Here is a 25,337-nt window from a genome sequence, read left to right on the forward strand (position 1 = left end):
CAGATGAAAAATAAGATAAAGACAATATTGTTGACGGGATGCGTCTCGCTGGCTCTCGGTACTTCGCTGAGTTCTTGTCAAGACTACTTGGACAAGGAGCCAGACTCAACAGTTTCTGCAGACGATGCCTTTGCCAATTTCCGTAATTTCCAAGGTTTCGTTGAGGAAATATACAACTGTATCCCTGATAAAGAGAAATGTAACTATTGTCCTTCATGGAACTGGGGTGATGATGAAATCTTCAATCCTGAGGCTGATAATAGAATGACCCATCAGGTTGATTTAGGTAACTTCCGTGCATGGGAATCTACTGGTAACTGGCTAAAGCGTGATGGTTCTTCTACTTCCACAGATAAGTTCGCACACGGTATTTGGAACCATGCGTGGTATTGCATCAGAAAATGTAATCTCGGTTTACAGAATATCGACAAGTTTGTGACTGGAAGTGCTGAAGAGAAAAAACTGATAGAGGGTCAGCTCTATTTCTTCCGTGCATGGTGGCATGAGGAAATGATGGAGTATTTTGGTGGTATGCCTTATGTGGATACTTATCTCGATGCCAATGCCGAGCAGAGATTGCCACGTCTTTCTTATCAGGAATGCGCTGATAGAGCGGCAGCTGATTTCCGCAAGGCTGCCGATTTGTTGCCTATTAATTGGGATAAGACTTCTGCAGGTGCTGCCACACAAGGTAAGAATGATCTTCGCATCAATAAGATCATGGCTCTTGGTTATCTTGGTAAAACCTATCTTTGGGCTGCTAGTCCTTTGATGAAGAATGGTGCGCAGATTGGTGCCAGCAAGAATGGCAAGACTTATGATTATGATCAGGAATATGCTAAGAAGGCAGCTGAGGCTTTTGGTGAACTGCTCTCTCTTGTGGAAGCTGGTCAGACACAATATGCATTGGCAGAGTTTAAGTACTCAGACATCTACAATCATGAGAAATCTGCTGATGCCAATAGCTGTTTTTCTGATATATTCTATACCAAGAAGCAGAACTGGAAAATGCCTGGAACGGTTGAAGCTATCTTCCGTGGTCCATCTCCTGATTTTAATGGCTCTAACTGGAATACCTCTAAGGTCTTTGGCCCTAAGGTACAGAAAGTAGTTGCTCATGATAATGTCATTCACCAACCTACGGCCAACCTTGTAGAGGCTTATGGAATGGCTAACGGAGAACCAATCTATTTGGTTGAGAATGGTCAGTATGTACCCAATCCAAAGTCTGGTTTCGACCCTGAGCATCCTTTCAAAAATCGTGATCCCCGTTTCTACCACGATATCGTCTTCGATGGTTTTAAGTATTTGAACGGAACACCTGGTCAGTATGCAGATTTACAGTATTGCCAATTATATACGGGTGGTAATATGCGCCCAATAGCAAATGCAAGCCGTACGGGTTATTTCATTCAGAAGTTGGTGCCTCATACTTGTAATGAAGTGGATAAAGATTACGATTGGGGTTCAGCTTTACACTGCTATTTGCCATATATGCGTCTTGCAGACATATACTTGATGTATGCAGAGGCTTGTGCTGCATTCGGTGGTGCTTCTGGCAAGTCTTCAAACTTTGGCAAGACCGCAGAAGATGCAATTAATACACTTCGCGACCGTTGTGGTGCAGGTCATGTTGCTCCAGAATTTGTTGCAGACAACCATAAGTTCATGGATGAGGTCCGTCGTGAGCGTGAGGTAGAACTTTCTTTCGAAGGATTCCGTTTTTGTGACTTGCAGCGTTGGTTGCTTCTGACAGAGGCACCATATAATCAAAAATTCTCACAGGAGTTTGACCGTGTGGAAAGTGCAGACTTCTATACGAAGAATGATCCTAAGGACGCTCGGGTTGCCAATTATCGTAGAAAGTTGATATTGACTCGTAATTTTGGTACCAAGCACTATTGGTTCCCATTGCCAATCAAGGAGACTCAGATCAGTTCAGAGTTTAAACAAAATCCAGGCTGGTAAGGTTTAAAATTATAAATTAGTAATACTAAATGAATAATGATAGTATGAATTCAAGATTCAAATCATATAATTATAAGCTTTTTGTAGCAAGTCTCGTGGCTTTGGCTCCTCTTGGTGCCAATGCCAAGACTGCACAGACAAGCGAATCCGATACAGCCAGTGCCGACAAGGAGATGGTTCAGGTGGCTTACCGAAAGGTAGCCAAGGATGACATCTTGGGCGGTGTGTCTGTAGTCGATGTAGAGAACTTGATGAAGAAGAATTACCATACTTATAGCCTCGACAATATGCAAGGTTATGTAGGTGGTTGGAATGGCAATTCTCTCTGGGGTATGGATGCCGACAACGCTGGTTATCTCGTCTTGGTAGATGGTGTGCCTCGTGAAGCTAACAACGTTCAACCAAGTGAGATTGCACAGATTTCTTTCCTCAAGGGTGCGCAGGCTGTGGTGCTCTATGGTAGCAAGGCTGCCAAGGGTGCTGTAGTCATAACTACCAAGCGTGGTCATAATGACGGCTTGAAGGTCGAGGTGCAGGCTAATGCAGGTTTGAATGTAGCAAAGTCTTATCCTGAGTATCTTAGCAGTGCAGAGTATATGACTCTCTATAACGAGGCTCGTCGTAATGATGGTCTGTCTGAGCTTTATTCTGCTGAGGACATCTATAATCATGGAGCAGGTTTGAACCCTTATCGTTATCCTAATCTCGATTTCTATTCTTCTGATTATCTCAGAAAGATGAACAGCCGTTATGAGGCTACTGCAGAAATCAGCGGTGGTGGTAAGCGAGCTCATTTCTATAGCAATATCAACTATTATCGTCAGGGCGATTATTTCAAGTTTGGTGAGGCAAAGAATAATAATACCCAGCGCTTCAGCGTTCGTGGTAATGTGGATATAGACATTACTGATGATATTAAGGCTTGGGTCAACTCCAGTGCAACCTTCTATGATTCTCATTCTGCAAAGGGTAATTACTGGGAAGCTGCTGCTACTTGGCGTCCTAATTTTCCACAGAATGCAGCTCCTCTTATCTCCACAGATATGATAGCCCCTAATGCTAAGGCTGCTTGGGACTTGATGAGCGTTGCGAAGTTGGTAGATGGCAAATACTTCCTTGCTGGTACTCAGGCAAACTCTTCCAATGTTTTTGCTGATATCTATTCTGCAGGAAGTAGTAAATTTACTAGTCGTCAATTCCAGTTTGATACGGGTATCAATATCAACTTGCACAAGGTGTTGAAGGGCTTGTCTTTCGAGACTCATTTCGCAGTTGACTATGCCACCTCTTATAATACTTCTTTCGATAATAGCTATGCTGTTTATATCCCAACATGGGCTAACATTGATGGCAAGGATATGATTGTCGCATTGAAGAAGGAAGGTGAGGATAAAAAGTCTGGCAACCAGAACATCAGCGGAAGTACAGATAACCAGACCATGTTTTTCTCTGGTCAGTTCAACTACAACAATACTTTCAACAAGGTTCACAATCTGTCGGCAATGTTGATAGCTTCTGGCTTCCAGCAGTCGAAGTCTGGACAGTATCATAAGAACTCTAGTGCCAATCTTGCATTCGATGCTTCTTACAATTATGCCCAGAAGTATTACGCAGATTTTGGATTAGCTGCCATTCACTCTGCCCAGTTGGCTCCAGGTCATCGTGAGGCTCTCTCACCATCACTTTCTTTGGGTTGGAGACTCAAGAATGAGTCTTTCTTGAAGAATTCCAAGGTGGTAGATGACATGATGATTAGTGTATCAGGTAGTATTATCAATGAGGATATTGATATAGCAAATGGTGACAATCGCTACTATCTCTATCAGAGTATTTGGACTTCTGATTACGGCTATGGATGGTATGATGGATCTAGCGATAAATACACCTATTCAAAAAGAGGTGAGAACAAAGACCTTGATTTTATCAAGCGCAAAGAGTTGTCTCTGAATTTCAAGACATCCCTGTGGCAGAAATTGGTGACATTGGATGCAAGTTTCTTCATCAATTCGATGGAGGGTTATCTCATCTCTTCGCCAACATTCTATCCATCTCATTTGAATACTGGTTATCCAGCGGCTTCGTTTATGCCTGTACTGAATTACAACAATAATCGTAGAGTAGGATTTGATTTCGCAGCCAACTTCAATAAGAAGGTAGGTGATGTGGATCTCTCACTTGGTGTGACAGGTACTTACTATACAACCAAGGCTACCAAACGAGATGAGAACAACGTAGAGCAGTATCAGAACAGACAAGGAAAGGCAGTTGATGGCATTTGGGGTTACAAGAGCGCAGGTCTCTTCCAAAGCGAGGAGGAAATCAAAACTTCTCCAGACCAAAGCTATTTTGGTGGAACAGTTAAACCTGGTGACATCAAGTATGTGGATGTAAATGGTGATAATAAAATTGACCAATACGACCAAGTCTTCTTGGGTAAGGGTGGTTGGTATGGAGCACCATTCACGCTTGGTGTCAATCTTACAGCTAAGTGGAAGAACTTTACCTTCTTCGCTCTTGGTACCGGTAACTTCGGTGCTTGGGGAGTCAAGAATAATTCTTATTGGTGGGTAAAGGGCGATAGCAAATATTCTGCTGTAGTTCGTAACCGATGGACAGAGGAAACCAAAGAGACTGCAACCTATCCTCGTTTGACATCTCTTGATGGTAACAACAACTTCCAGACATCAGACTTCTGGATGTACAAGACGGATGCTTTCAGCTTGGCTAAGGTCCAGATAACTTACGACTTGCCTAGTACTTTGTTCCAAAAGACATGGCTTAAGGGGTTGTCGGCATACGTAAGCGGAGCTAACTTGCTTACCATTTCAGGAGAGCGCGAAGTCTTAGAGATGAACGTTGGGTCTGCGCCTCAGACACGCTATTATAATATAGGTGTAAAGGCAACATTCTAATCATTTTAAAATGTAGAAAGAAATGAAAGTAAAAAATATATTTATATTAGCAGCAATGTCGCTTACCTTGGTTTCTTGCTCAGATCTCTTCGAGCCTGCAGAGGAAAACAACCGTGGCTTGGATGAGATTTACAATGAGCCAACATACGCTCAGGGACTATTGGGATATGGTTATGCGATGCTTCCTTACAATACCAAGAGTGTTACTGATATTGCTACAGATGACGCTGTAAGCAATGACTTGACAAATAGCTTTCTCAAGATGGCTACAGGTTCTTGGACTGCTAATAGCGATCCTATGTCTAGATGGGCAAATGGTCGTGCTTGTATCCAATATCTCAATATCTTCCTTCAGGAGGTAGATAAGGTAAACTGGGCAAAGGACGAAAATGCCCGTAGGATGTATTGTGATAGCCGTAAAGGTGAAGCTTATGCTTTGAGAGCTCTCAACTTGTATTATCTTTTGATGAATCATGGTGGATGGACAGCCGATGGCAAATTGCTTGGCGTTCCTAATTTGACAGAACCAGAGACTTCTACTGATGATTTCAACAAGCCACGTAATACATTCCAAGAGTGCTTGGATCAAATCTATAGCGATTTGGACGAGGCTGCCAAGCTTCTCCCTCTTGATTACAATGATTTGACTGATGATAACGATGTTCCTGCCAAGTATAAGGAAATCGGAGTAAAGACCGCAGGAGACTACAACCGTGTGTTTGGTTCCATTATGCGTGGTCGTATCAGCGGTCGTATCGCTGAGGCTATTCGCTCACAGGTATCTTTGCTTGCAGCTAGTCCTGCTTTCTCTGAAGGTACAAACGTGGATTATGCTAAGGCTGCTGACGATGCAGCTACCGTTCTTGACCGTATCAATGGTGTGAATGGATTGTCTGCTACAGGTAATAATTGGTTTATGCAAACCAGGGAAATCGATGCGCTTGGCTCAGGTGCTTGTCCTGCTGAAATTCTTTGGCGTGGCAGTCGTACCAATGGTGCTGATGACTGGGATCTTGGTCTGAACCAAGAGTCTGATAATTTCCCTCCGTCTCTTTATGGTAAGGGTAGAATCAACCCAACTCAGAATCTGGTCGATGCATTCCCTGCTGTAAATGGTTATCCTATCACCGATGATCGTTCTGAGTATGATAAGTTGAATCCTTACAGCAATCGAGATCCTCGTCTTGACCTTTATATCATTCATGATGGTAGTACTTATAAGGGAAAGACCATTCATACAGACATTACGACGGCTAATAACAATGATGGTTTGAATAAGATTTCCAATTCTACTCGTACAGGCTATTACATGAAAAAGCTGTTGCGTGAGGATTGTAATCCTGACCCTAATTCAAAGAATCCTCAGTATCATTATCCTGTGTATATTCGCTATACTGAGATATTCCTCGATTACGCTGAGGCTGCCAACGAGGCTTGGGGACCAAAGGGTAAGGGAACTCACAACTACTCAGCTTACGATGTAATCAAGGCAATCCGTGAGCGTGCCGGAATTGGCGAGTTTGGCGAGGATCCATACTTGGATGAGTGCGCTGGTAGCAAAGAGAAAATGCGTGAGTTGATTCGAAACGAGCGTCGTTTGGAACTTTGTTTTGAAAATAAGCGCTTTAGTGACCTTCGCCGTTGGAAAGCTCCTCTAAATGAGGCTGTGCGTGGTATAGAAATCACTTTAGAGGCTGGTGCCCCATTATACAAAGTCATGAAGGTTGAGGATCGCAACTATAAAGATTACATGTATTACGGTCCTATACCACAGAGCGAAATGTTGAAGTGGAGCAACTTGCAGCAGAATAAGGGCTGGGAAGTAAAAAATAACGACTAATATTTAAAATGATGAAAACAATGAAGATAAGCAAATATTTGTCCATGGCTGCATTGGGAATCTTGGCTTTTGGCTTTAACTCTTGTGAGAATGGCAACCAAGAATTTCCTGATTATGAGGGCGGTACTACTGTATATTATCCTTATCAGTATATCGAACGTTCTGTAGTTTTAGGCAATGATGAGAATCGCGATAATACGGATGATAATAATCATGTATTGTATATTGTATCTACAATGGGTGGAGCATATAATGGAAAAAACATCACATTGAATGTAGATGTTGATAATTCATTGTGTGACAATCTGTATTTTGAGGATGGGGTCACTCCTGTAAAGCCAATGCCTAGCAATTATTATACAATTCCTACCAAGACGGTTGCGTATAATGGGAAAATGCAGGGACGTCTTCAGGTTAAGTTGGAGGATGCTTTTTTTGCTGACCCTGATTGTGCAAAGAATACATATGTAATCCCAGTTCGCATCAAGGAAATGGTGGGAGCCGATTCTATTCTTTCGGGTTCTCCTGCCGTTGCAGGTACAACTCCTGTTCGTACTGATGCTTCAGCTTGGTTAATTGCTCCTAAGGATTATATCCTTTATTGCGTTAAGTTTATGAATCCATGGGATGGCTTTTATTTCCGTAGAGGAACTGACAAGATTACAGAGAATGGACAAACTCATGAGGTAAAGCGTGAAGGTGCAACTATTGAAAAGGATGAAGTGAGTCGAATTACAACCAAGAGTTTGAAGGAATGTAATTTCGTAGCCTCTGTAAATAAAGCTGACGGCTCAAAGGTCACTTGCAACTTGAAACTTACGTTCGATGATAATGGTAATTGTACCGTTTCTTCTGATACAGAGGGCATGACTGCTTCTGGTACAGGTAAGTTTGTAGAAAAGGGAGCAAAGTTGGCTTGGGGTAACAAGGATCGTGACATCCTGACTCTCAATTACAAGGTTGATTTCGGTTCAGGCATTGTTTTGGAAACATCCGATCAGTTTGTTGCCCAGACTCGTGGTAACACCAATGGTATTGTTCAATTCAGTCCTCAGTATATCAGGAAGTAATATTCTTGATAGATAAGTGTCATTCTAATAATTTGATTATTATGAAATTGAAAAATATTAATTTAGGTTTAGGCTTGATGGCTCTCTTGGCTTTGTCTTCTTGTGCTGATGACAAGTTCTCGGAGTACAGAACTGATATGACCAAGAGTTTGAAGGAATATCAGTATCTGAATAACTACGAGCCTTTGAAGAAATACGTGGAAGATATGAAAGCTGCCGGCAAGTGCAATCCCAACTTTAAGTTGGGCATTGCGCTTGAAGCAGCCGAATTCAACAAGCAGGGACTTGTATATTGTCTTGCTGGTAGCAATTTCAATGAGACTGTAGCCGGCAACGCCATGAAGATGGCTTCTTGTGTTGCTGATGATGGTCGCATGAATTTTGATAATGTAAGTGAATATGTTAAGAATGCCACAGATGCAGGTCTTTCGGTTTATGGTCATACCTTGGCTTGGCATGAACAGCAGCCTAACAAGTATCTGAATGGGCTGATTGCTGATAAGGTAATAGAAGTAGACCCTAGTCAGAAAGTTGAGAAGACTGATTATGAACTTGACTGTTCTACTCTTTCATCTTACGATTGGACGGGTTCGCCTGCTTCTGTAAAAACAGAGTGGAATAAAGGTGGTGCTGTGGTCATAACCAATCCAGAGCCGATAGACCCATTTTATGAGCTTCAGTACTGGCTGGTAAATGGCATTCCTCTTAAAACAGGCACTAAATATAAGATTACCTTCCTTTGCAAGGCAGAAGGTGAATCGCCTGCTAATATCCGCTTTAAGTTGGGTAACTGGGGAGCTGGCGCCAAGAATACCTTCAAGATTCCTGTAGGTGGTGATTATAAAGAAGTTTCGTTCGATGTAACTCCTGTCATGGATAGTAATGGTCTCTTCTTCCAGCACGGAGATTTTGCAGGTAAGATTTATTGGAAGTCTATTAAAATCTCTCATTTCGAGGCTCCTTCTGTTGAAATCCCTGTAAGTGTTGGGCATCTTACCTTTGATGATGGTCAGAACCTTGGTGGATGGGGTATGGATAATGCGCCAAAGATTGTAAATGGTGTTTGTGAGGTTGGTAACAACGCAGCCAAGGAAAACCCTTGGAATGCACAGGTTAACTATGAACCAGGTTTCGCTTTCGAGAATGGTAAAACCTATCACTTGAAGATGAAAATCAAGGGTTCTGTAGCTGGCGAATTTGGTGCTGGATTCCAGAATCCTGAAGGATACATAGGCTGTGGTGACTTCCCTACCATCAAGGTTACAACTGATTGGAAGGAAGTTGATGTAGCTACCACATGTAATGGTGACAATGCCTTGCGCCTGCTGCTGAATATCGGCAAATATGCGGGTACCCTCCATATTGATGATTTTGAAGTTTACTACACGAAGCCTTCAAATACTATTCCTCTTACAGATGAGGAAAAGAAGAAAGCACTTACTCCTGTTTTGCAGAATTGGATTTACGGCATGATGGCAGCTACCGAGGGTAAGGTGAAGGCTTGGGATGTTGTAAACGAGTCTATCTCTGGTAAAGATATTGATGGCGATGGTTACTACGATCTCCAGTCTGCCACACGTGGTACAGTTTCTCCAGATGATGCCAAGAACAAATTCTACTGGCAGGATTACCTGGGTGACCTTGATTATGTTCGCACTGCTGTAGCTGCAGCTCGCAAGGGCTTTGCTGATGCTGGTGGAAAACCTGAGGAGTTGAAGCTCTTCATCAATGATTATAACCTCGAAACTGCTTACGACGATAACAAGAAGCTCAAGAGTCTGATTCATTGGATTGAGGAGTGGGAGAAGGACGGCGTTACCAAGATTGATGGTATCGGCAGTCAGATGCACGTTTCATGCTGCATGGATCCTGTTGAGCAGAAAAAAAGAGAGGATGCTTACGTGAACATGCTCAACCTGATGGTTAGTACAGGTAGGTTGGTTCGTATTTCTGAGTTGGATATGGGCTTGGAGGTTCCGAACGTGGATAAGAACAGCAAAGACCCATATATCCAAGTAAAGACTACTGATATGACCGAGGAACAGCACAAGGCAATGCGTGCTTACTACGAGTTTATCGTCAAGAAATATCTTGAGATTGTTCCTAAGGAGCAGCAGTGGGGTATCTGCCAGTGGTGTGCTACTGACAGTCCTGCCAATAGTGGTTGGCGTCCTGGTTTGCCAGTAGGCCTCTGGGATTTGGATTATTATCGCAAGCATACCTATGCAGGTTTCGCTGTAGGTCTTGGTGCTCCAGAATATTGGAAGGAAGCCAAGTAATTACTCTAAAAGACATTAGTTTTAGGTTTTATCATACAAAGATTAACCGAAAAAAGATGTTAGTCGTTAAGGTTGGCTGTGTTGTGATGACACGGTCAACCTTTTTGCATTTTTTTAATGATGAAAATATTCTCTTTCTCCTATGTGTCATTCTTGAAAGAGATTGTCTAGTGTGACTTCGCTGTTTACTATACTTGAATGGATGCCATTGGCAACACCAAATGTAAGCCTCGCTAGCCACGCCACCAATATTCAATGCCTTGCGTTTTCGTGCCAAAATCTTTAATTTGGCTTCCTAGAGAAGGACGTGATGTATTCATGCTACTAGCCATAAAAGTTATGAAGTGGATTTCCTTCTTTCAAGAGGAAAGAAAATTTATCCGATAGAGGTGAAATCCTCAGGATATAATACTCATAAGTCACTAGACGAGTTTTGTGCTAAATATTCTGATCGAATAGATAAGAGATATCTCTTGTATACAAAGGATTTGAAGAAAGATGGACAAACGCTCCTCTTACCGATTTATATGACTCCTTTGTTGTGATTTCCTCTTCAAATAGGTTTGATGGTGTATCATTTTCGTTATAATGTTGGCTATCAAACCTATTTGGTACTTCTCACAAAGTATTTGTTATACCACGCAAAGTCTTTTTCAGCCTTTTCTGTTACTTTTGCAAGCGGAAATGAGAAACATTTCTCGTTCCACGAATGAACAATTATTATCAATAAACTTAAAATTAAAAGCTTATGAAAAAAATTTTTACTTTGATTGCTGCTGCCTTGATGGCAGTTAACGTGAGTGCAGCTAACAAGGTGCTGAAGATTACTGGCACCGCTGACAAGGTTAATCCTTGGGACAGCCAGTGTTATATCAACCTTAAGAATCTAGAGAAGGGCAAGGCTTATGTCGTGAAGTTTGATGTGTACACTACAGCTGGTACCGAATTCAAAATCGGAACAGAGGCTATTGACGAGACTCAGACAGAGCATATGACGGAGTGGAATGCTTCTGCAGTGTTCAATTATACTGAGGAACTTACCTTGACTAATCAAAAGTCAGAGGCAGTAATAAACTTCCCTGGTAAGACCACGGTTACTTGTCACTCCCACTGTACTGCAAAGCCAGGAATGGAGATAGATCATACAAATGGTAATACCAAAAATTGTAATCCGGAAATTTTGAAGGATTATGAGTATGCAGCTACTGCACTCTTGCTGAATGTAGGAAAGATGCCTAAGGATGCAGTCATCTATATTGGTAGCATTAAGGTGTATGATGCAGATGGCAACCTCCTTTCAACAGAGGATTTTGATAATGCAACAGTTGGTGAGTATGATGCTACTAAGACTATTCACTATCCAGCTTGGCAGAATGCTGCTACATTTGAAATTGTAGAAGAGCCTACTACAGGCATTTCTAATATTGAGAGTGCAAATGTAGCTAAGGATGGCAAGTGCTTCAACCTCGCTGGTCAGCAGGTAGGTAAGAACTATAAGGGCGTTGTCATCAAGAATGGTAAAAAGATGGTTATCAAGTAATAGATGAGACGTTTTACAATGCTCGCATCGTACTATATATAATAATGTGTACGATGATGTAGAATCTATATAATATAAATATTAAACAAATGGTATAAAAAATCCCAGAATCGCTCTTCCAAGCAGTTCTGGGATTTATTATGGTGATATTTGGCATCAATATCTCCGCTATTATATTTTTTATGTATTGCTCAGATTCTTAATGATTTCCAAAGGTAGCTGGGTAGCTTTGGAAACCTGTTCGGCAGAAAGTCCCATTGCCAGCAATCGTTGTGCTGTTTCTGTGTTGGCCTCATGCTTGCCTTCTGCTCTACCTTTCTCCATACCTTTTTCCATACCTTCCTTCATGCCCTTTTCCCTGCCTATTTCTATACCCTCCGCAAGACCTTCTTGTTTGCCTTCACGCTTAGCAGTGTCTACGGAATTCTTGATGTCGCGATATGCCATCTTGCTGGTCTCATACTCCCTCATTTCCTGCGGAGTAAACTTGGCTATTTCGGCTTCCTCGAAGAGGCGGTCGAAGACCTTGTCGCACAGCTCTTTAGGGCGCTGGGTAAGTTTATAGAGGTTCTTCAGTGCATAGAGCCACTTCTCGTAGAGCGTATCCAGTTGTTCCAGGGATTTGTTGAACTTGGAAATCTCTACATAGATATATTCGAGCTTGTCGTAAAATACTTTGTGGGTAGCAGTGTCGCACAACTGCACATGATGGCGGATTTTCTCCTTGTCGAATGCATCCTCGTTCATGCTGAAGTTGAGCAGGGCAACGGTATAGATATGATTGAGCTTGAAATCCCACTCATTCCCCTTGGGTGCCTGTTCTCGGATAGGGAAGGTGGAGTAGAAGAGGGCGCGATCCTTGAAATACGTCTGGTACGCATTCTGCATTTCTACGATGAACTTCTCGCCGTTTTCGCCCTCACAATATACATCAAAGATGGCTCTGCGGTCGGTATATACATCTCCCACATGCTCCGGGTTCAGATACGATACGTCCTTTACAACCTGTCTGCCATTAAACAAGCTGTTGAGGAAGCAAATGAGCAAATCCTTGTTCATTGCTGTTCCAAAAATTCGCTTGAAACCGAAGTCGGTCAGCAAGCTGATGTATCTTTCTTCTACCTGCTTCATAATCATCTGTATTAAAAATCCATGCCGCAAAGTTACGGTTTTATTTTCATATCTGCAAGAGATTTCTGGGATTTTTAAAGGTAAAAAAGTAAAAAGGTAAAAAGGTAAAGATTTTGCTATCCCCAATACTATCTGATAACTTTTTCTAAAACTTTTCGACCTGTACGGTTGAAATTACCCACACGCCCTTTTAGGGCGTGTGGGGCTTACATGCGAAACTTCAGTAACGAATTAATCTATATAATATAAATATTAAACAAATGGTATAATAAATCCCAGAATCGCTCTTCCAAGCAGTTCTGGGATTTATTATGTCTGATAGTTTGCCATGATGTGCTTCCGTTTGCCTACAGATATGGCTGCGTGGGGTTAAGAATATGACTGCATTGGGTTAAGAATATGACTCCGTTGGGTTACGGATACGACTCCGTAGGCTAACGGAGACGTATCCTTCGGCTTGTCGAGATATCTGCGTCAGCTGATTGAGTCACTTGAGTTAGCTTACTGAACTACTTGGGTTAGCTGATTGAACTACTTGAGTTAGCTGACTGAGCTATATCAGTATCCTGTAGTATTACATGTGTATTGGTTCTTCTCAAATTTTAGTACAAAGCCCCATATTTTATATGAAGGAGCAATATTTTTGAGAAAGTTTAATATAAAAAATTAGCGATTGTCTCCAAAAATATGTAAGTTTAAAGTGATCATAAAATATGACTTACAATGGATACAATCGCTAACAGATGCAAAATTATAAAAAAGATAAGAAACAACCAAATAAAATCCGATATAAATGCTTCTACGGTCGGAGAAAAACTTCTTATGGACATTTTTCCTGCCATAGATGGCTTTTTTATCGCAAGTTGTGACTTCTCTTCCACGGAACTCAAAATGGTTCTCGTGAGTACGGCTACCCATGCCTTCTGCGACCGTTGTGGCAAGAAAACCACTCATACCCGTGGCTGGCAAAAGAGAACGGTCACGATGTGTCCTTTAGGGTGTAAACGGTTTGTTCTCACCCTTTACATGCGCCGTTTTTACTGCCAGTCTGATAAACATATATTTGTAGAGCAACAGACGAAGTGGCTAAACAAATATGCAAGATTCAGTGTAAGATGCATAGAGTTGATGAACCTGCTTCATATACATATGTCATCTGTGTCGACCTCCAAGGTCATGAGAAAGATGGGAATCACTTGCTGTCCAAATACTTGCATAAATCATTTGAAAAAGATCCAAAGACTTCCAGACAGGACTGCCAGGAATATAGGCATAGATGACTTTGCCAAGAGAAAGAGACATACCTATGGCAGTGTTATCGTAGACCATGACACAGGCGAGATTTTGGAACTGATAGACTCTAGAGATTCTTCGATTGTGGCAAATGTCTTGAAACAATACAAGAAAGTCAATACTATCACTCGTGATAGGGGACGATGCTTCATTAAGGCTATCAAGCAAGGAGCCCCATCAGCACATGCTATCACAGACAAATTCCATGTCATTGAAGACTTGACGAGCGCAGTCTTTCCAAAGATTCTGCAGGAGTTTTTGCATAAGAGAATGGAGTTGCTGACTCAAGGTCTAGTTGGTCCCATTAAGCCACAAATAAGTAGAGGTTGGCTTTATAACAGCATATATGCAGTCTTGGAATCGATGTGCAAGGATGCAAGAAGAATCAAGAAAATGACTGAATGGAACACTTTCATGGATCTTTATGCAAGGCAAGGACTGACTTTGAGTGAAATCCATGACAAAACAGGGTTTGATGGATTTAAGATGGGAAAGCTAAGGAACACCAAATATGAGGACTTGCTCAACCCAACGCAACTAAGGGCTTACAAAGCCATAGAATCTATTACAAACAGGATTCTCTGTAAAAAGTCATTGGATTACTCTGTGGTTACCAAGGGGTTACATTCTACAGAGAAGAAAGAAATACTGAAAAGACTTCTTTTTCTACTGAGAGAAAAATGGAAGGAAGACTGGAAGGCATACGATGATGCCTACAAGGCATTTCTTGCAAAGGTAACTATCAGGAACGAAGAGTATGACCTTTGGAATTCAATAGTTCACTTCAACTGGAAAACCAAGACGGAGACTGTCAGATTGTTTCTGCAGGACTTGCATGTTACCGATTTAGCCTATTATATAACAACATTTCAAGGCATTTTGAGCGGAGAGGTCAAAATGAACTTGTACAAATGGATTAACATGGTCATAGGATGTGGTAATGAGAAAATGGAAAAGTTTGCCAAAGGACTGATTAAGGACTATTCCGCCATCAATAATTCTATTGCTAGCAAATTGAACAATGGAATCCTTGAAGGTTCGGTCAACAAGATAAAGACCGCAAAGCGAATTATGGGTGGAAGAGCATCGATTTCTCTTTTACAGATAAAGGTCTCCTCAAACTTAGATACATAAATGTACCAAAATTTGAGAAGAACCTGTGTATTTTTTTCTAATTTAATGCCACATTTGCCACACTTATACTTAACTCTTTGATTATTAGAGGATAACGTGTGGCAATAAGGGGTGTTTTTATTGTCACCTTATTGCCACCTATTACCACTTTTGGCATAAAATCTGCAAAATAACGGTGTTTTTGAGGGATTTGCTACGTCCCGATGCAGCAAAAGTTACGTCCGGACGTAGTAAAAGATACGTCGTGACGTAATTTCTGTGCGGGAATTCAATGGTAAGAAGTATATAAATAAATCCCAGAATCGCTCTTCCAAGCAGTTCTGGGATTTATTGTGTCTGATAGTTTGTTTACCATTTAAAGAGGTGAGGAACAAATTCCTTGAAGCAACGGCGCCAGGTGAGCCACTCATGATGAGTGCCTGGTGATACATAAACATCGAGCTTGATGCCCAGTTCCTTCAACTGCTGTGCCATCTTCTCGGTACCGAAGTTCTCTTCCGAACCGCAGCCCATAAACATATAATGAATGTTCTTGTTGTATTTCTCTGCATCGGCAAAAACTCCATTGAAACAGGTCTTTACATCCACGCCAAAGAGTGCACCGCTAAAGGTTCCAAGGGCAGAAAACTTGTCCATGTGAGGCAATACGGTGTTGAATGTCTGGTATCCGCCCCATGACAATCCTGCCATCGCACGATGCTCGCGGTCGGTATAAGTGCGGAATGTCTTGTCAACCATCGGAATCAGATCCTTGATAATCACATCATAGAAAGAAGCTCCATAGTGGCTGCGCTCTTCATCTACATTCTTGCCTGGACGGGCAACGAAAGGCTTCTTTACATCGCCACTCTCCATGACAACAATCATAGGCTCAGCCTTGCCTTCTGCTATCAGGTTGTCCATGATGTGCTGCATCATTCCCTGCTTGCTCCAGCCCGTTTCGTCTTCGCCCATGCCATGCTGCAGATAGAGCACAGGATAGCGCTTGGTGGTGTTGGTTTCATATTCGGCAGGGGTGTAAACCATGGCGCGGCGGAACTGTTTCTGAGAGGCTGCATAGTAAGATACTGAGCGAACCTGACCGTGGGCTACGCCCTGCTGAGGACGGTAGTAGTTGCCTTCTGCTCCTTCTGGAACTTCCAGACCGCCTGCTTCACGGCAGCAGCCGAAGTAGGTTTCGCTGGCAGGGTCAACTACCTGCACGCCATCTACATTCAGAAAATAGTAGTGGAATCCTACTACCAGCGGATCGCTCACGCCGTACCAGTCGCCATCCAAATCCTTTTTCATCTCATATTGCTTGCCGCAGATGTCGAAGATTACTTTCTTTGCCTCAGGAGCATGGAGCTTTACATAAGCTCTGCGGTCCTTATCTACACGCGGATAGTTGCTGTCTGGAATGATTCCCTGCAGGGCGAGCATCATGTTTGCATAGCGCTTGCCCATGGTGCGGTAGCTTTCTGCGATGAAGTGTAGACCATCGCCACGTTGTGGACAGCCCTTTGAAGAAATGACGTGGGCTGTAGGAATGGTCTTGGCAATATCATCAACGATGGCGATATGTGCCCAGCATTTTCCGCCCATATCCTTCTGTACGGTTTCGCCTACGAGCAGAGGTACGTCTTCTGCCTTCAGATTCAAATCCTTCAAGATGTCGTTATAAACTGTCTTTACTCGGTTAGGCCAGTTGGCATCGCCGTTGTTGGTTTCGCCCTGATGCAGGAGGATGCCCTTGATAACACCCTGCTTCTTGGCTATTTTTGCCAGTTCTATCAGTCGGGCGTATGGATTTCCGTTATATTGGGATGCAAAGTTCTTCATCCAGTCGGGTTGTTTCTTGAGATAAGCCTTATAGGTACGCTTATCGAAGAGGTCGATGCTGGCTCCGCCCACGGCCACGGTGATGGTTCCCACCTTGATGCTGTCTGGCAGGTTATCCACCATCTTTCTTCCGAAATAGTCAACAGGAGTCAGTCCTGTAGAGGGTCTTGCCTGTGGCGGCACAGCGGTGTGCCATTGTCCCTTCTTCCATCCTGCCTTTTCATCATCCACGGCATACATAGCCTGGAATCTCGGGTTCACGCCCGTTCGGTCGATGTCTTCGATAGCCGCATTTCCTTCCATGTTCGACTGTCCGAAGCAGAGATAAATCTGAAAATTTGGATCAGGCTTTTCCTGAACCTTACTGCCCGTTTTCTGTGCCATCATAGGTAGGCACGCCATCGCGAGCATCGATGCTAAGATTGATAATCTCTTCATAGTTTATATTTAATTAAATTATTAGATTGATTTTCATTTTCTGTTCTGTTTGCAAAGTTATGAAAAGATTTCCATACGTGCTTTGTCTCATATATCAATAACTTTTCCCTTTGTTATATAATAAGGTGATTCTTTTTTCTCAGGTCTCAGAATATGTTTCATTTTGTCTCTTTTTGGGTAGATGTTATGTTTGATAAAGTATTTGTTACTTGAGATAAAATGCGTTTTAATGTTTTTATCTATTTTTGCGACGTGTTTCAGCATCCTTAATGATTTTTTTGAGAATTTAGGATGTAGAATATAATAATGTAATATTTAGCAACTGACAAGTAAGTATAACTATTAATCTATTTTTATGATGGTGAATTTTAAAATGATTGAAAAGCCGTTTGTATTGCTATTCCTGCTCTGTTTGCTTCCTTTGGGAGTTTCGGCTCAGAGCATAGTAAAAGGTATAGTGACTGATCCAAGTGGAGAACCTGTGATTGGTGCTACTGTTAAAGTAGATGGTAGCAAGCTGGGTGTTGTTACCGACTTGGATGGTAAGTTTAGCATTGATGCTGCACCTGATGCAACATTGACAATTACCTATGTGGGTATGGAGCCTAAGACCGTGAAAGCTGAGGCTGGTAAAACCCTTTCCATTACCTTGAAGGATGATTCAAAAGTTCTGAATGATGTCGTTGTCATCGGTTATGGCGTTCAGAAGAAGAGCGACTTGACAGGTGCAGTTGCATCTATCAAGAGCGATGACATCAAGGGTTTGTCAGCTACCGATGCCGGTGCTGCCCTCCAGGGTAAGGCTGCCGGTGTGCAGATTATCAACTCGGGTGGTCCGGGTGAGGCTGCCGATATCCGTATCCGTGGTTATTCTTCCAATAGTGGTAATATCGGTCCGTTGCTCATCGTCGATGGTCTGAAGGTGGATAACATCCAGTACCTGGATCCATCTATGATTGAGAGCATGGAGGTATTGAAGGATGCCGCTTCTGCTGCCATCTATGGTGCGCAGGCTGGTAATGGTGTCGTTATCATTACTACCAAGACGGGTGCTGCCAATGGCGGTAAGGCTCAGATTTCTTACAGCAGCAAGTTCACTATCCAGTCGTTGGGAAAGAAGGCTGATATCTTTGATGCTCCTGAGTATATCGAGTATCACAAGTATTTGGGCGACTTGAACGATGATCTTCTGAAGAAGAACAACTATAATGGTCAGAACACCAACTGGTATGACGAGGTATTTGAGAACAGTCTGGCTCACCAGCATAGTCTCACCTTGCAGGCAAGTAACGGTAAGGGACGTTTCCTCGCCAGCTTGAATATCCTGAACAATGATGGTATCGTTAAAGGTAGCAAGGATACTTATAAGCGTTTCACTGGTCAGATCAATGCCGACTATGATATCTATAAGTGGTTGAACGTGACTACTAATACATCTTTTGAAAAGTACAAGACCAAAGGTGTAACTAGAGGTTATGGTTCATTGCTGAACTCTGTGGTTTCTATCGATCCTTTGACTCCAGCTTATATCAGTAATGTGGAGGATTTGGCTCCTGGCATGAAGGCCCAGGTAGAAGCCGGTGGCCCAGTTCCAAGAGATCCAAGCCATAACAATGACTACTATGGTACTTCTAAATATGTAGATGATGCTACTGGTAACCCTCTCTATCAGCGCGATCGTCATGACACATGGACTTCTGGTATCAATGTACGTGGTACCGTTGCTGCCAATATCAAGCCATTCAAGGGCTTTACATTTACTTCTCGCTTAGGTTATCGTATCACTCAGAGTAACTATCATAACTACGAGACTCCATATTGGTTATCATCTATGGCACATAGTGAAAACTATACCATTGAAGCGAAAACCAATAATGGTTTGTACTATCAGTGGGAGAACTTTGCCAACTATTTGACAACAATCGGCAAGCACACTATTGGTGCCATGGCAGGTATGTCGTTTACCAAGAATCATTGGGATAATAGTTCCATCAGTTCTACAGGAGGTAACATACTCACATCTTATGAGCCAAACTTCCATTACATCGACTACTTGTTGGCTAATGCAACCAAGAATGTAGGTAACGCTCCTTCAGATGCTACAGAGTTATCTTACTTTGGTCGTGTATCTTACAGCTATGACAACCGTTACTTCATGCAGGTTAACTTCCGTCGTGATGCTTTCGATACATCAAAACTTTCAAAGAAGGCACGTTGGGGTAACTTCCCATCAGTTTCAGCAGGATGGGCTATCAGCAATGAGAAGTTCTTCAAGGACAATATAAGTCGTGATGCCATTTCTTTCTTGAAACTTCGTGGTTCTTGGGGTCAGAATGGTAACGTCAATATCTTGAACAATTATCGTTATGCTTCTACCTTAGCTCTTAATCAGAGTTTCTATCAGTATAATCCTTCTATTGGAGATGGTAAGCTGACTTTTGGTTCTAAGCCTTCTGGACTTGCTAACCCAGACTTGAAGTGGGAAACTTCAGAGCAGATTGACCTTGGACTTGATGCTCGTTTCCTTAACGACCGTCTTACCTTGGGTGTTGACTGGTATCGCAAGACTACCAAAGACCTCTTGATTGAGATTACTCCTCTTCCTGAGATTGGTGTAAACAAGAGTGTTGTTAATACAGGTAAGGTACTTAACTCTGGTCTTGATTTCGAGTTGGGTTGGAGAGACAACATCAAGGACTTCAAGTATAGTGTGACCGTAAATGGTTCAACTCTGAAGAATGAGGTGAAGGAGGTTTCTAACCTTATAAGCCGTTTGACCGAAATAGGTATTGATGGATTCAATAACCAGCTTAAGCCTACATTCGAGGCTGGCCATCAGGTATGGTATTTCCGTGGTTACAAGTATGCAGGTGTAGCCGAAGATGGTAGTGCTCTCTATTATAATAAGAATGGCGAAACAACTTCAGCTCCAACCGATGAAGATAAGCAGGATTTGGGCTCAGCTATTCCTAAGTTTACTTATGGTATTACTCTTAATGCAGAATATAAGGGCTTTGACCTCACCGTATTTGGAACAGGCGCTGCTGGCAACAAGATTTACAACTTGATGGTTTCTGCAGACCGTCCGTTGATCAATGGAATTGATACCTACTGGAAGGATTCTTGGAGAGCAGACCGCACCAATGCTAAATATCCTGATATGAAAAAGGTTGCTACAGACTGGAAGTTCTTCAGTTCTGATGCAGCTGTGTTCAGTGGCTCATATTTCAAGATCAAGCAGATTCAGTTGGGCTATACATTGCCAAAGGCTATCTCTAGCGTGGCAGGTATCAGCAATCTTCGTGTATATTGCTCACTGGATGATTTCTTCACCATCACCAAGTATCCTGGTGCTGATCCGGAGACCGCTTCTATGAATAGTGGCGCATCTCGTGGTTTTGATAATGGTACTTATCCAACTTCCAAGAAGGTGGTATTTGGTATCAATGTAACATTCTAACCTTTAATATTCAAAAACAATGAAGAAAATATTATTTTCAACAATATTGGCTCTTGCTGCCACAGGAACAATGACGCTCACTACGTCTTGTGAGGATCAGCTAGACATTGAGCAGAAGGGTGTAATACCTACCGAGAACTTCTATAAGACCGATGCTGATGCAGAGGCAGCCCTCGTTGCTGCATACGAAGGCTTTATGTGTAATGTGATGGGACGTAACCACGATGGTGGTGGCCCAGGTATTTATACTCCATTGAAACTGATAGTCAATGAGTGTGGAGACGATGTGTTGGCAGCAGGTGCCAACTCTGGTGATAATACGTTTGGTATCATGCTCAATCAGTTCTATTATGATGCTGAGGCTGAGGTGCCAAAGTTTATGTACACAGGTCTCTATCTCTCTGTATATACCTGTAACCTTGTACTCGATCACTTTGCCGATGCTACTACCGCTGTGCAGAAACGTTGCGCTGCAGAGGCTCGTGTGCTTCGTGCTTATGATTATTTCCTGTTAGCTAATCTTTGGGGTACTCCACCATTGGTAACTCATGTTCTGGATGCTTCTGCGCAGCCTTTTAATTGTGATAAGGATCCTGAGCATCCTATGAATCACCAACAGTTGATAGAGTGGATTGCGCAGGAATGTGAGAATGCTGCCAACGATTTGGATGAGCGTAAAAGTAAGGATGACAAGGATGGAGCTGTGAAGGTAACCAAGGGCTTTGCATATGCTCTTGCCGGAAAGGCTTATTTGTTTGCCGGTCAGTATGATAAGGCTAAAATTGCCCTTAAAAAGGTTATAGACTCGGGCAAGTATGACCTTGTTCCTGGTGAGAAATATGCTGACAACTTCCATATCGAGGGTGATGCCAACGAGGAGAAGGTATTTGAAGTCAACTTCGAGTATAATGCAGGTAAGACCGATTGGGGTGGTATGATTCAGCGTTCTAGCTGGATGGAAACCAACTATTGGGATTGGCGTGCTGATCACTTTGTGGTTTCTCCTAACAAGGTTTATTGTGGCGGCGTTGATGGCTGGGGTGGCCTTGGCGTGCCTCAGTGGTTTGGTGACGAGTTCTATAAAAATGATGGTGACTCTTATCGCTTGAAGGCTACTTTAAAGCATATTGATGATGCGGTTTATCATATGTCTTACGGCAAGGATGAAATCGATAATATGACTGACGAGCAGAAGAAAACCAGTAACAAGATTGGCATCAATGACCCTGTTCAGGGACTCTACGGCAACTCTACCTGGTTGGCGTTCAAGCAAATAATGAGAGCTTCTGATACTGAAGGCAAGAAATATGGTGATAACATTCGCTTGAATAATTATCTTGTCATGCGTTACGCTGAGGTTTTGCTCAATTATGCAGAGGCTTGTCTTCAGACAGGCGATCAGGCTGAAGCTAAGAAATATATCAACATGATTCAGAAACGTGCTGGTTCCAAGACAATCAGTGAAACTGTTGATATGGATGTGTTGAAGAAAGAAAAGTCATATGAACTTTGGCTTGAAGGCTGTCGTTGGTTCGATATCATGCGATGGAATGATACAAAGGCCATTGAGCGTTTGACTAAGGCTGGTACAGTCGTGCCACATTTGTTTGATAAGGTTTTCAGAACTCCAAAGGCAGACGACCAGAATGTAACTTGGGAGCATGGATCAGAAGCAAACAGCCGTTTCTATACGACCAACACTCCTGAGACTAATTTCAAGGTAGGTTTCAAGGAGGGCAAGCATGAGTTCTTCCCTTATCCACAGACCGTGTTGGATAAGAATCCTAACCTAAAGCAGAATCCTGGTTGGTAATCATGAAGTTGTTTTGTTAATATAGTGTTTTTAGTTTAAAGAACTATAGATTGTTTGACAATTAGGGGGTGTTTTGAAAAAAAGCACTCCCTTTTTTCTTCTTTAAAGGAATTTACATATGAAAACATGGATGTGTGCCTTGATGCTGGCGTTATCGACAGGAGCTTCGGCTCAGAACCCGATTATCAGCGGACAGTATTCTGCTGATCCTACGGCTCGCGTATTCAACGGGAAGGTATATCTTTATCCTTCTCATGATATTCCGAGTCCTATCGAGAAACTGAAGGAATGGTTCTGCATGGCAGATTATCACGTTTTCTCTTCCACTAATCTTACGGAGTGGCAGGATCATGGAGTCATCGTTTCGCAGGATAAAGTACCTTGGGTACAGGACGGCAGTTATACGATGTGGGCTCCTGACTGTGTAGAGAAAGACGGGAAATATTATTTCTATTTCCCTGCTGCTCCGAAAGGGGAGGAGAAGGGATTCGGAATAGGTGTGGCGGTTGCCGACCAGCCTGAAGGACCGTTTATGCCGATGTGGAAACCCATAGAGGGTGTGCACGGCATAGATCCTTGTGTGCTGATAGATAAGGACGGACAGGCTTATATCTACTGGGCTGGAGCAGGATTGCACATGGCTAAGCTGAAACCAAACATGACGGAACTTGCCTCGGAACCCAAACTGGTAGAGGGATTGCCTGAGGGATTCAAGGAAGGACCATTTGCCTTCGAGCGTAACGGCAAATATTATTTCACCTTCCCTTGGGTACGTGAAAAGGATGGAACCGAAACGCTGGCTTATGCCATGGCTGACCATCCGATGGGACCTTTCACGTTCAAGGGCATCATCATGGATGAGTCCCCTACGAAGTGCTGGACCAATCATCATAGCATCGTAGAATATCAGGGACAGTGGTATCTTTTCTATCATCATAATGATTATTCGCCTAAGTTTGACAAGAACCGCTCGGTGCGAATCGACTCTCTGAACTTCAATCCTGACGGAACGATACAGAAGGTGATACCTACGCTAAGAGGTGTGGGATTGACGAACGCTCGTTCGCGTATTCAGATTGACCGCTATTCTGCGCTGCAAGGCAAGGGTATTGGTATTGATTATCTGGATAAGAACAACTGTTTTGAAGGATGGAAGACTCTCTTTTCTAAAGAGAATACTGCCCTTATATATAATAAGGTGGATTTCGGTAATGAGAAGGTGGAAGAAATCACCGTTCGTGCCAAGTCTTCAAAGGGCGGTGTGCTCGTAGTCAGAGCCGATGGCAAGAAGGGTAATATCATCGCTAAGGTGAAGATTCCAAAGTCGGCAGCCTGGAAGAATGTCCGAGCCCAGGTGCTCCATGCTCCTCAGGGCGTTCATGCTCTCCATGTATCCTTGCAGAGTGGAGCCGACGTAGAGGTAGACTGGCTGGGCTTCGATGCGTTGCCTTGGGAAAAGGGAGCTTTCGAAACTCACCAGTATCGTAATCTCTTTGCCGAGATGGGCTATAAGCAGGCTGATATAGACAGGAAGGTGAACGAAGTGTTCAATGATGTATTCTACGGTAAGAACAAGGTTTATTTCGAAGTGGGCGATTCCATGGGATATGTCAGCGATATAAAGAACAATGATGTGAGAACCGAAGGCATGTCGTATGGAATGATGGCTGCCGTGCAGTTTGACAAGAAGGACATCTTCGACCGTCTCTGGCGATGGAGCAAGAAATACATGCAGCATCAGGAAGGACCTTATAAGGGCTATTTCGCATGGAGCTGCAAGACTGATGGAACGAGAAATGCGCAGGGAGCCGCATCGGATGGTGAACTCTATTTCGTAACTTCGCTCATCTTTGCATCCAACCGATGGGGAAATGATACGGGCATCAACTATCTGAAGGAAGCGCAGCATATTCTGGATTGCAGCATGCAGAAGGCGGGAATGGACCGCACAGCTCCGCTCATCAATCTTGAACATCAGCTCATCACCTTTACGCCCGATCATTGGGGCGGGAAGTTTACCGACCCTTCTTACCATCTCCCTGCCTTTTACGAGGTTTGGGCGAAATGGGCTAACGACGGACGGTCCCAGTTCTGGAAGGAGTGTGCTGAGAAAAGCCGTGAGTTCCTGCATAAGTGTATCAATGAGAAGACGGGCTTGAACCCGGACTATTGCAACTATGATGGCAGTCTGATGAAGACGGGTCGGTTGCTGGGTGATGCATTCCGCTACGATTCATGGCGTGTTCCAATGAACATAGCGCTCGATTATTCCTGGGCTTGCAAGGATAAGGAGTGGCAGCAGAAATATGCCAATACGCTGCAGAACTTCCTGTATAGTAAGGGCATTGATTCTTTCCTGGACCAGTATAATGTAGATGGAACGATGGTAGAAGATATTCTGCCGGCAGGTACGGCTCCTAAGGCACTCCGCCATTCTATCGGTTTTGTTGCCACTTCGGCTGCGGCTTCATTGGTCAGCAATCATGTGAAGGGCAGGGAATTCGTCAGTCATTTCTGGAATGCCAAGCATGAACCAGATAAAGAAGGCTTCTTCGATGGCTATTACGACGGACTGTTGCGTCTCTTCGCCTTCATGCATCTGAGTGGCCGTTATCAGATTATCGAACCTCAATAATAA

At 43.0% G+C, this 25,337-nt stretch carries 12 protein-coding genes and 1 pseudogene; 11 read left to right on the forward strand and 2 right to left on the reverse strand.

Annotation, left to right across the window (positions count from 1 at the left end; all coding sequences use genetic code 11):
* Positions 1-3: 3 nt before the first annotated feature.
* The 7 genes and pseudogenes from KUA48_RS11005 to KUA48_RS11035 all read left to right on the forward strand — a co-directional run bounded on the left by KUA48_RS11005 (position 4) and on the right by KUA48_RS11035 (position 11,609).
* Positions 4-1,968, forward strand: a complete 1,965-nt coding sequence (locus KUA48_RS11005) for a RagB/SusD family nutrient uptake outer membrane protein (protein ID WP_218432819.1) — start codon at positions 4-6, stop codon at positions 1,966-1,968.
* Positions 1,969-2,012: 44 nt separating this feature from the next.
* Entirely contained in the window at positions 2,013-4,880 is a 2,868-nt protein-coding gene (locus KUA48_RS11010) for a SusC/RagA family TonB-linked outer membrane protein (RefSeq protein WP_218432817.1), read from the forward strand.
* Between the two features lie 22 nt (positions 4,881-4,902).
* Positions 4,903-6,720 (forward strand): RagB/SusD family nutrient uptake outer membrane protein, encoded by a 1,818-nt coding sequence (locus KUA48_RS11015; protein ID WP_218432815.1) that lies wholly within the window; start codon positions 4,903-4,905, stop codon positions 6,718-6,720.
* 20 nt (positions 6,721-6,740) lie between these two features.
* On the forward strand, positions 6,741-7,790 hold the full coding sequence (locus KUA48_RS11020) for a DUF5627 domain-containing protein (protein ID WP_218432814.1): 1,050 nt from the start codon (positions 6,741-6,743) through the stop codon (positions 7,788-7,790).
* Between the two features lie 41 nt (positions 7,791-7,831).
* Positions 7,832-10,069 carry an endo-1,4-beta-xylanase gene (locus KUA48_RS11025; protein ID WP_218432812.1) on the forward strand — a complete coding sequence of 746 codons (2,238 nt, stop codon included), beginning with the start codon at positions 7,832-7,834 and terminating at the stop codon, positions 10,067-10,069.
* Between the two features lie 335 nt (positions 10,070-10,404).
* Positions 10,405-10,614: pseudogene (locus KUA48_RS11030) on the forward strand (ATPase); the annotation flags it as partial.
* A 203-nt stretch (positions 10,615-10,817) separates the two neighbouring features.
* A complete protein-coding gene (locus KUA48_RS11035) occupies positions 10,818-11,609 on the forward strand; it encodes a hypothetical protein (RefSeq protein WP_153072886.1) in 792 nt (263 codons plus the stop codon).
* 180 nt (positions 11,610-11,789) lie between these two features.
* Here KUA48_RS11035 and KUA48_RS11040 read toward each other — a convergent pair whose 3' ends face one another.
* A complete protein-coding gene (locus tag KUA48_RS11040) occupies positions 11,790-12,746 on the reverse strand; it encodes an Rpn family recombination-promoting nuclease/putative transposase (protein ID WP_153095006.1) in 957 nt (318 codons plus the stop codon).
* A gap of 885 nt (positions 12,747-13,631) precedes the next feature.
* On the opposite strand from KUA48_RS11040, the gene KUA48_RS11045 reads away from it, so the two are divergent.
* On the forward strand, positions 13,632-15,167 hold the full coding sequence (locus KUA48_RS11045; RefSeq protein WP_369503332.1) for an ISL3 family transposase: 1,536 nt from the start codon (positions 13,632-13,634) through the stop codon (positions 15,165-15,167).
* 348 nt (positions 15,168-15,515) lie between these two features.
* Here KUA48_RS11045 and KUA48_RS11050 read toward each other — a convergent pair whose 3' ends face one another.
* Positions 15,516-17,390 carry a sialate O-acetylesterase gene (locus KUA48_RS11050; RefSeq protein ID WP_371833708.1) on the reverse strand — a complete coding sequence of 625 codons (1,875 nt, stop codon included), beginning with the start codon at positions 17,388-17,390 and terminating at the stop codon, positions 15,516-15,518.
* A 391-nt stretch (positions 17,391-17,781) separates the two neighbouring features.
* On the opposite strand from KUA48_RS11050, the gene KUA48_RS11055 reads away from it, so the two are divergent.
* The 3 genes from KUA48_RS11055 to KUA48_RS11065 all read left to right on the forward strand — a co-directional run bounded on the left by KUA48_RS11055 (position 17,782) and on the right by KUA48_RS11065 (position 25,334).
* On the forward strand, positions 17,782-20,886 hold the full coding sequence (locus tag KUA48_RS11055; protein WP_256624431.1) for a TonB-dependent receptor: 3,105 nt from the start codon (positions 17,782-17,784) through the stop codon (positions 20,884-20,886).
* Between the two features lie 19 nt (positions 20,887-20,905).
* Positions 20,906-22,699 carry a RagB/SusD family nutrient uptake outer membrane protein gene (locus KUA48_RS11060; RefSeq protein ID WP_218432498.1) on the forward strand — a complete coding sequence of 598 codons (1,794 nt, stop codon included), beginning with the start codon at positions 20,906-20,908 and terminating at the stop codon, positions 22,697-22,699.
* A gap of 118 nt (positions 22,700-22,817) precedes the next feature.
* Positions 22,818-25,334: a glycosyl hydrolase family 8 gene (locus KUA48_RS11065; protein ID WP_218432499.1), complete on the forward strand. Its 2,517-nt coding sequence runs from the start codon at positions 22,818-22,820 to the stop codon at positions 25,332-25,334.
* The last annotated feature ends 3 nt before the right edge of the window (positions 25,335-25,337 follow it).

Source organism: Segatella copri (assembly GCF_019249795.2).
Taxonomy (GTDB): domain Bacteria; phylum Bacteroidota; class Bacteroidia; order Bacteroidales; family Bacteroidaceae; genus Prevotella; species Prevotella copri_B.

Bases quoted from the DNA above. Each gene is read 5' to 3' on its own strand.
- KUA48_RS11050 (WP_371833708.1), bottom strand. From the start codon at position 17,390: ATGGCGTGCCTACCTATGATGGCACAGAAAACGGGCAGTAAGGTTCAG.
- KUA48_RS11055 (WP_256624431.1), top strand. From the start codon at position 17,782: ATGATGGTGAATTTTAAAATGATTGAAAAGCCGTTTGTATTGCTATTC.
- KUA48_RS11015 (WP_218432815.1), top strand. From the start codon at position 4,903: ATGAAAGTAAAAAATATATTTATATTAGCAGCAATGTCGCTTACCTTG.
- KUA48_RS11020 (WP_218432814.1), top strand. From the start codon at position 6,741: ATGAAGATAAGCAAATATTTGTCCATGGCTGCATTGGGAATCTTGGCT.
- KUA48_RS11005 (WP_218432819.1), top strand. From the start codon at position 4: ATGAAAAATAAGATAAAGACAATATTGTTGACGGGATGCGTCTCGCTG.
- KUA48_RS11065 (WP_218432499.1), top strand. From the start codon at position 22,818: ATGAAAACATGGATGTGTGCCTTGATGCTGGCGTTATCGACAGGAGCT.
- KUA48_RS11045 (WP_369503332.1), top strand. From the start codon at position 13,632: ATGGTTCTCGTGAGTACGGCTACCCATGCCTTCTGCGACCGTTGTGGC.
- KUA48_RS11060 (WP_218432498.1), top strand. From the start codon at position 20,906: ATGAAGAAAATATTATTTTCAACAATATTGGCTCTTGCTGCCACAGGA.
- KUA48_RS11035 (WP_153072886.1), top strand. From the start codon at position 10,818: ATGAAAAAAATTTTTACTTTGATTGCTGCTGCCTTGATGGCAGTTAAC.
- KUA48_RS11010 (WP_218432817.1), top strand. From the start codon at position 2,013: ATGAATTCAAGATTCAAATCATATAATTATAAGCTTTTTGTAGCAAGT.
- KUA48_RS11025 (WP_218432812.1), top strand. From the start codon at position 7,832: ATGAAATTGAAAAATATTAATTTAGGTTTAGGCTTGATGGCTCTCTTG.
- KUA48_RS11040 (WP_153095006.1), bottom strand. From the start codon at position 12,746: ATGATTATGAAGCAGGTAGAAGAAAGATACATCAGCTTGCTGACCGAC.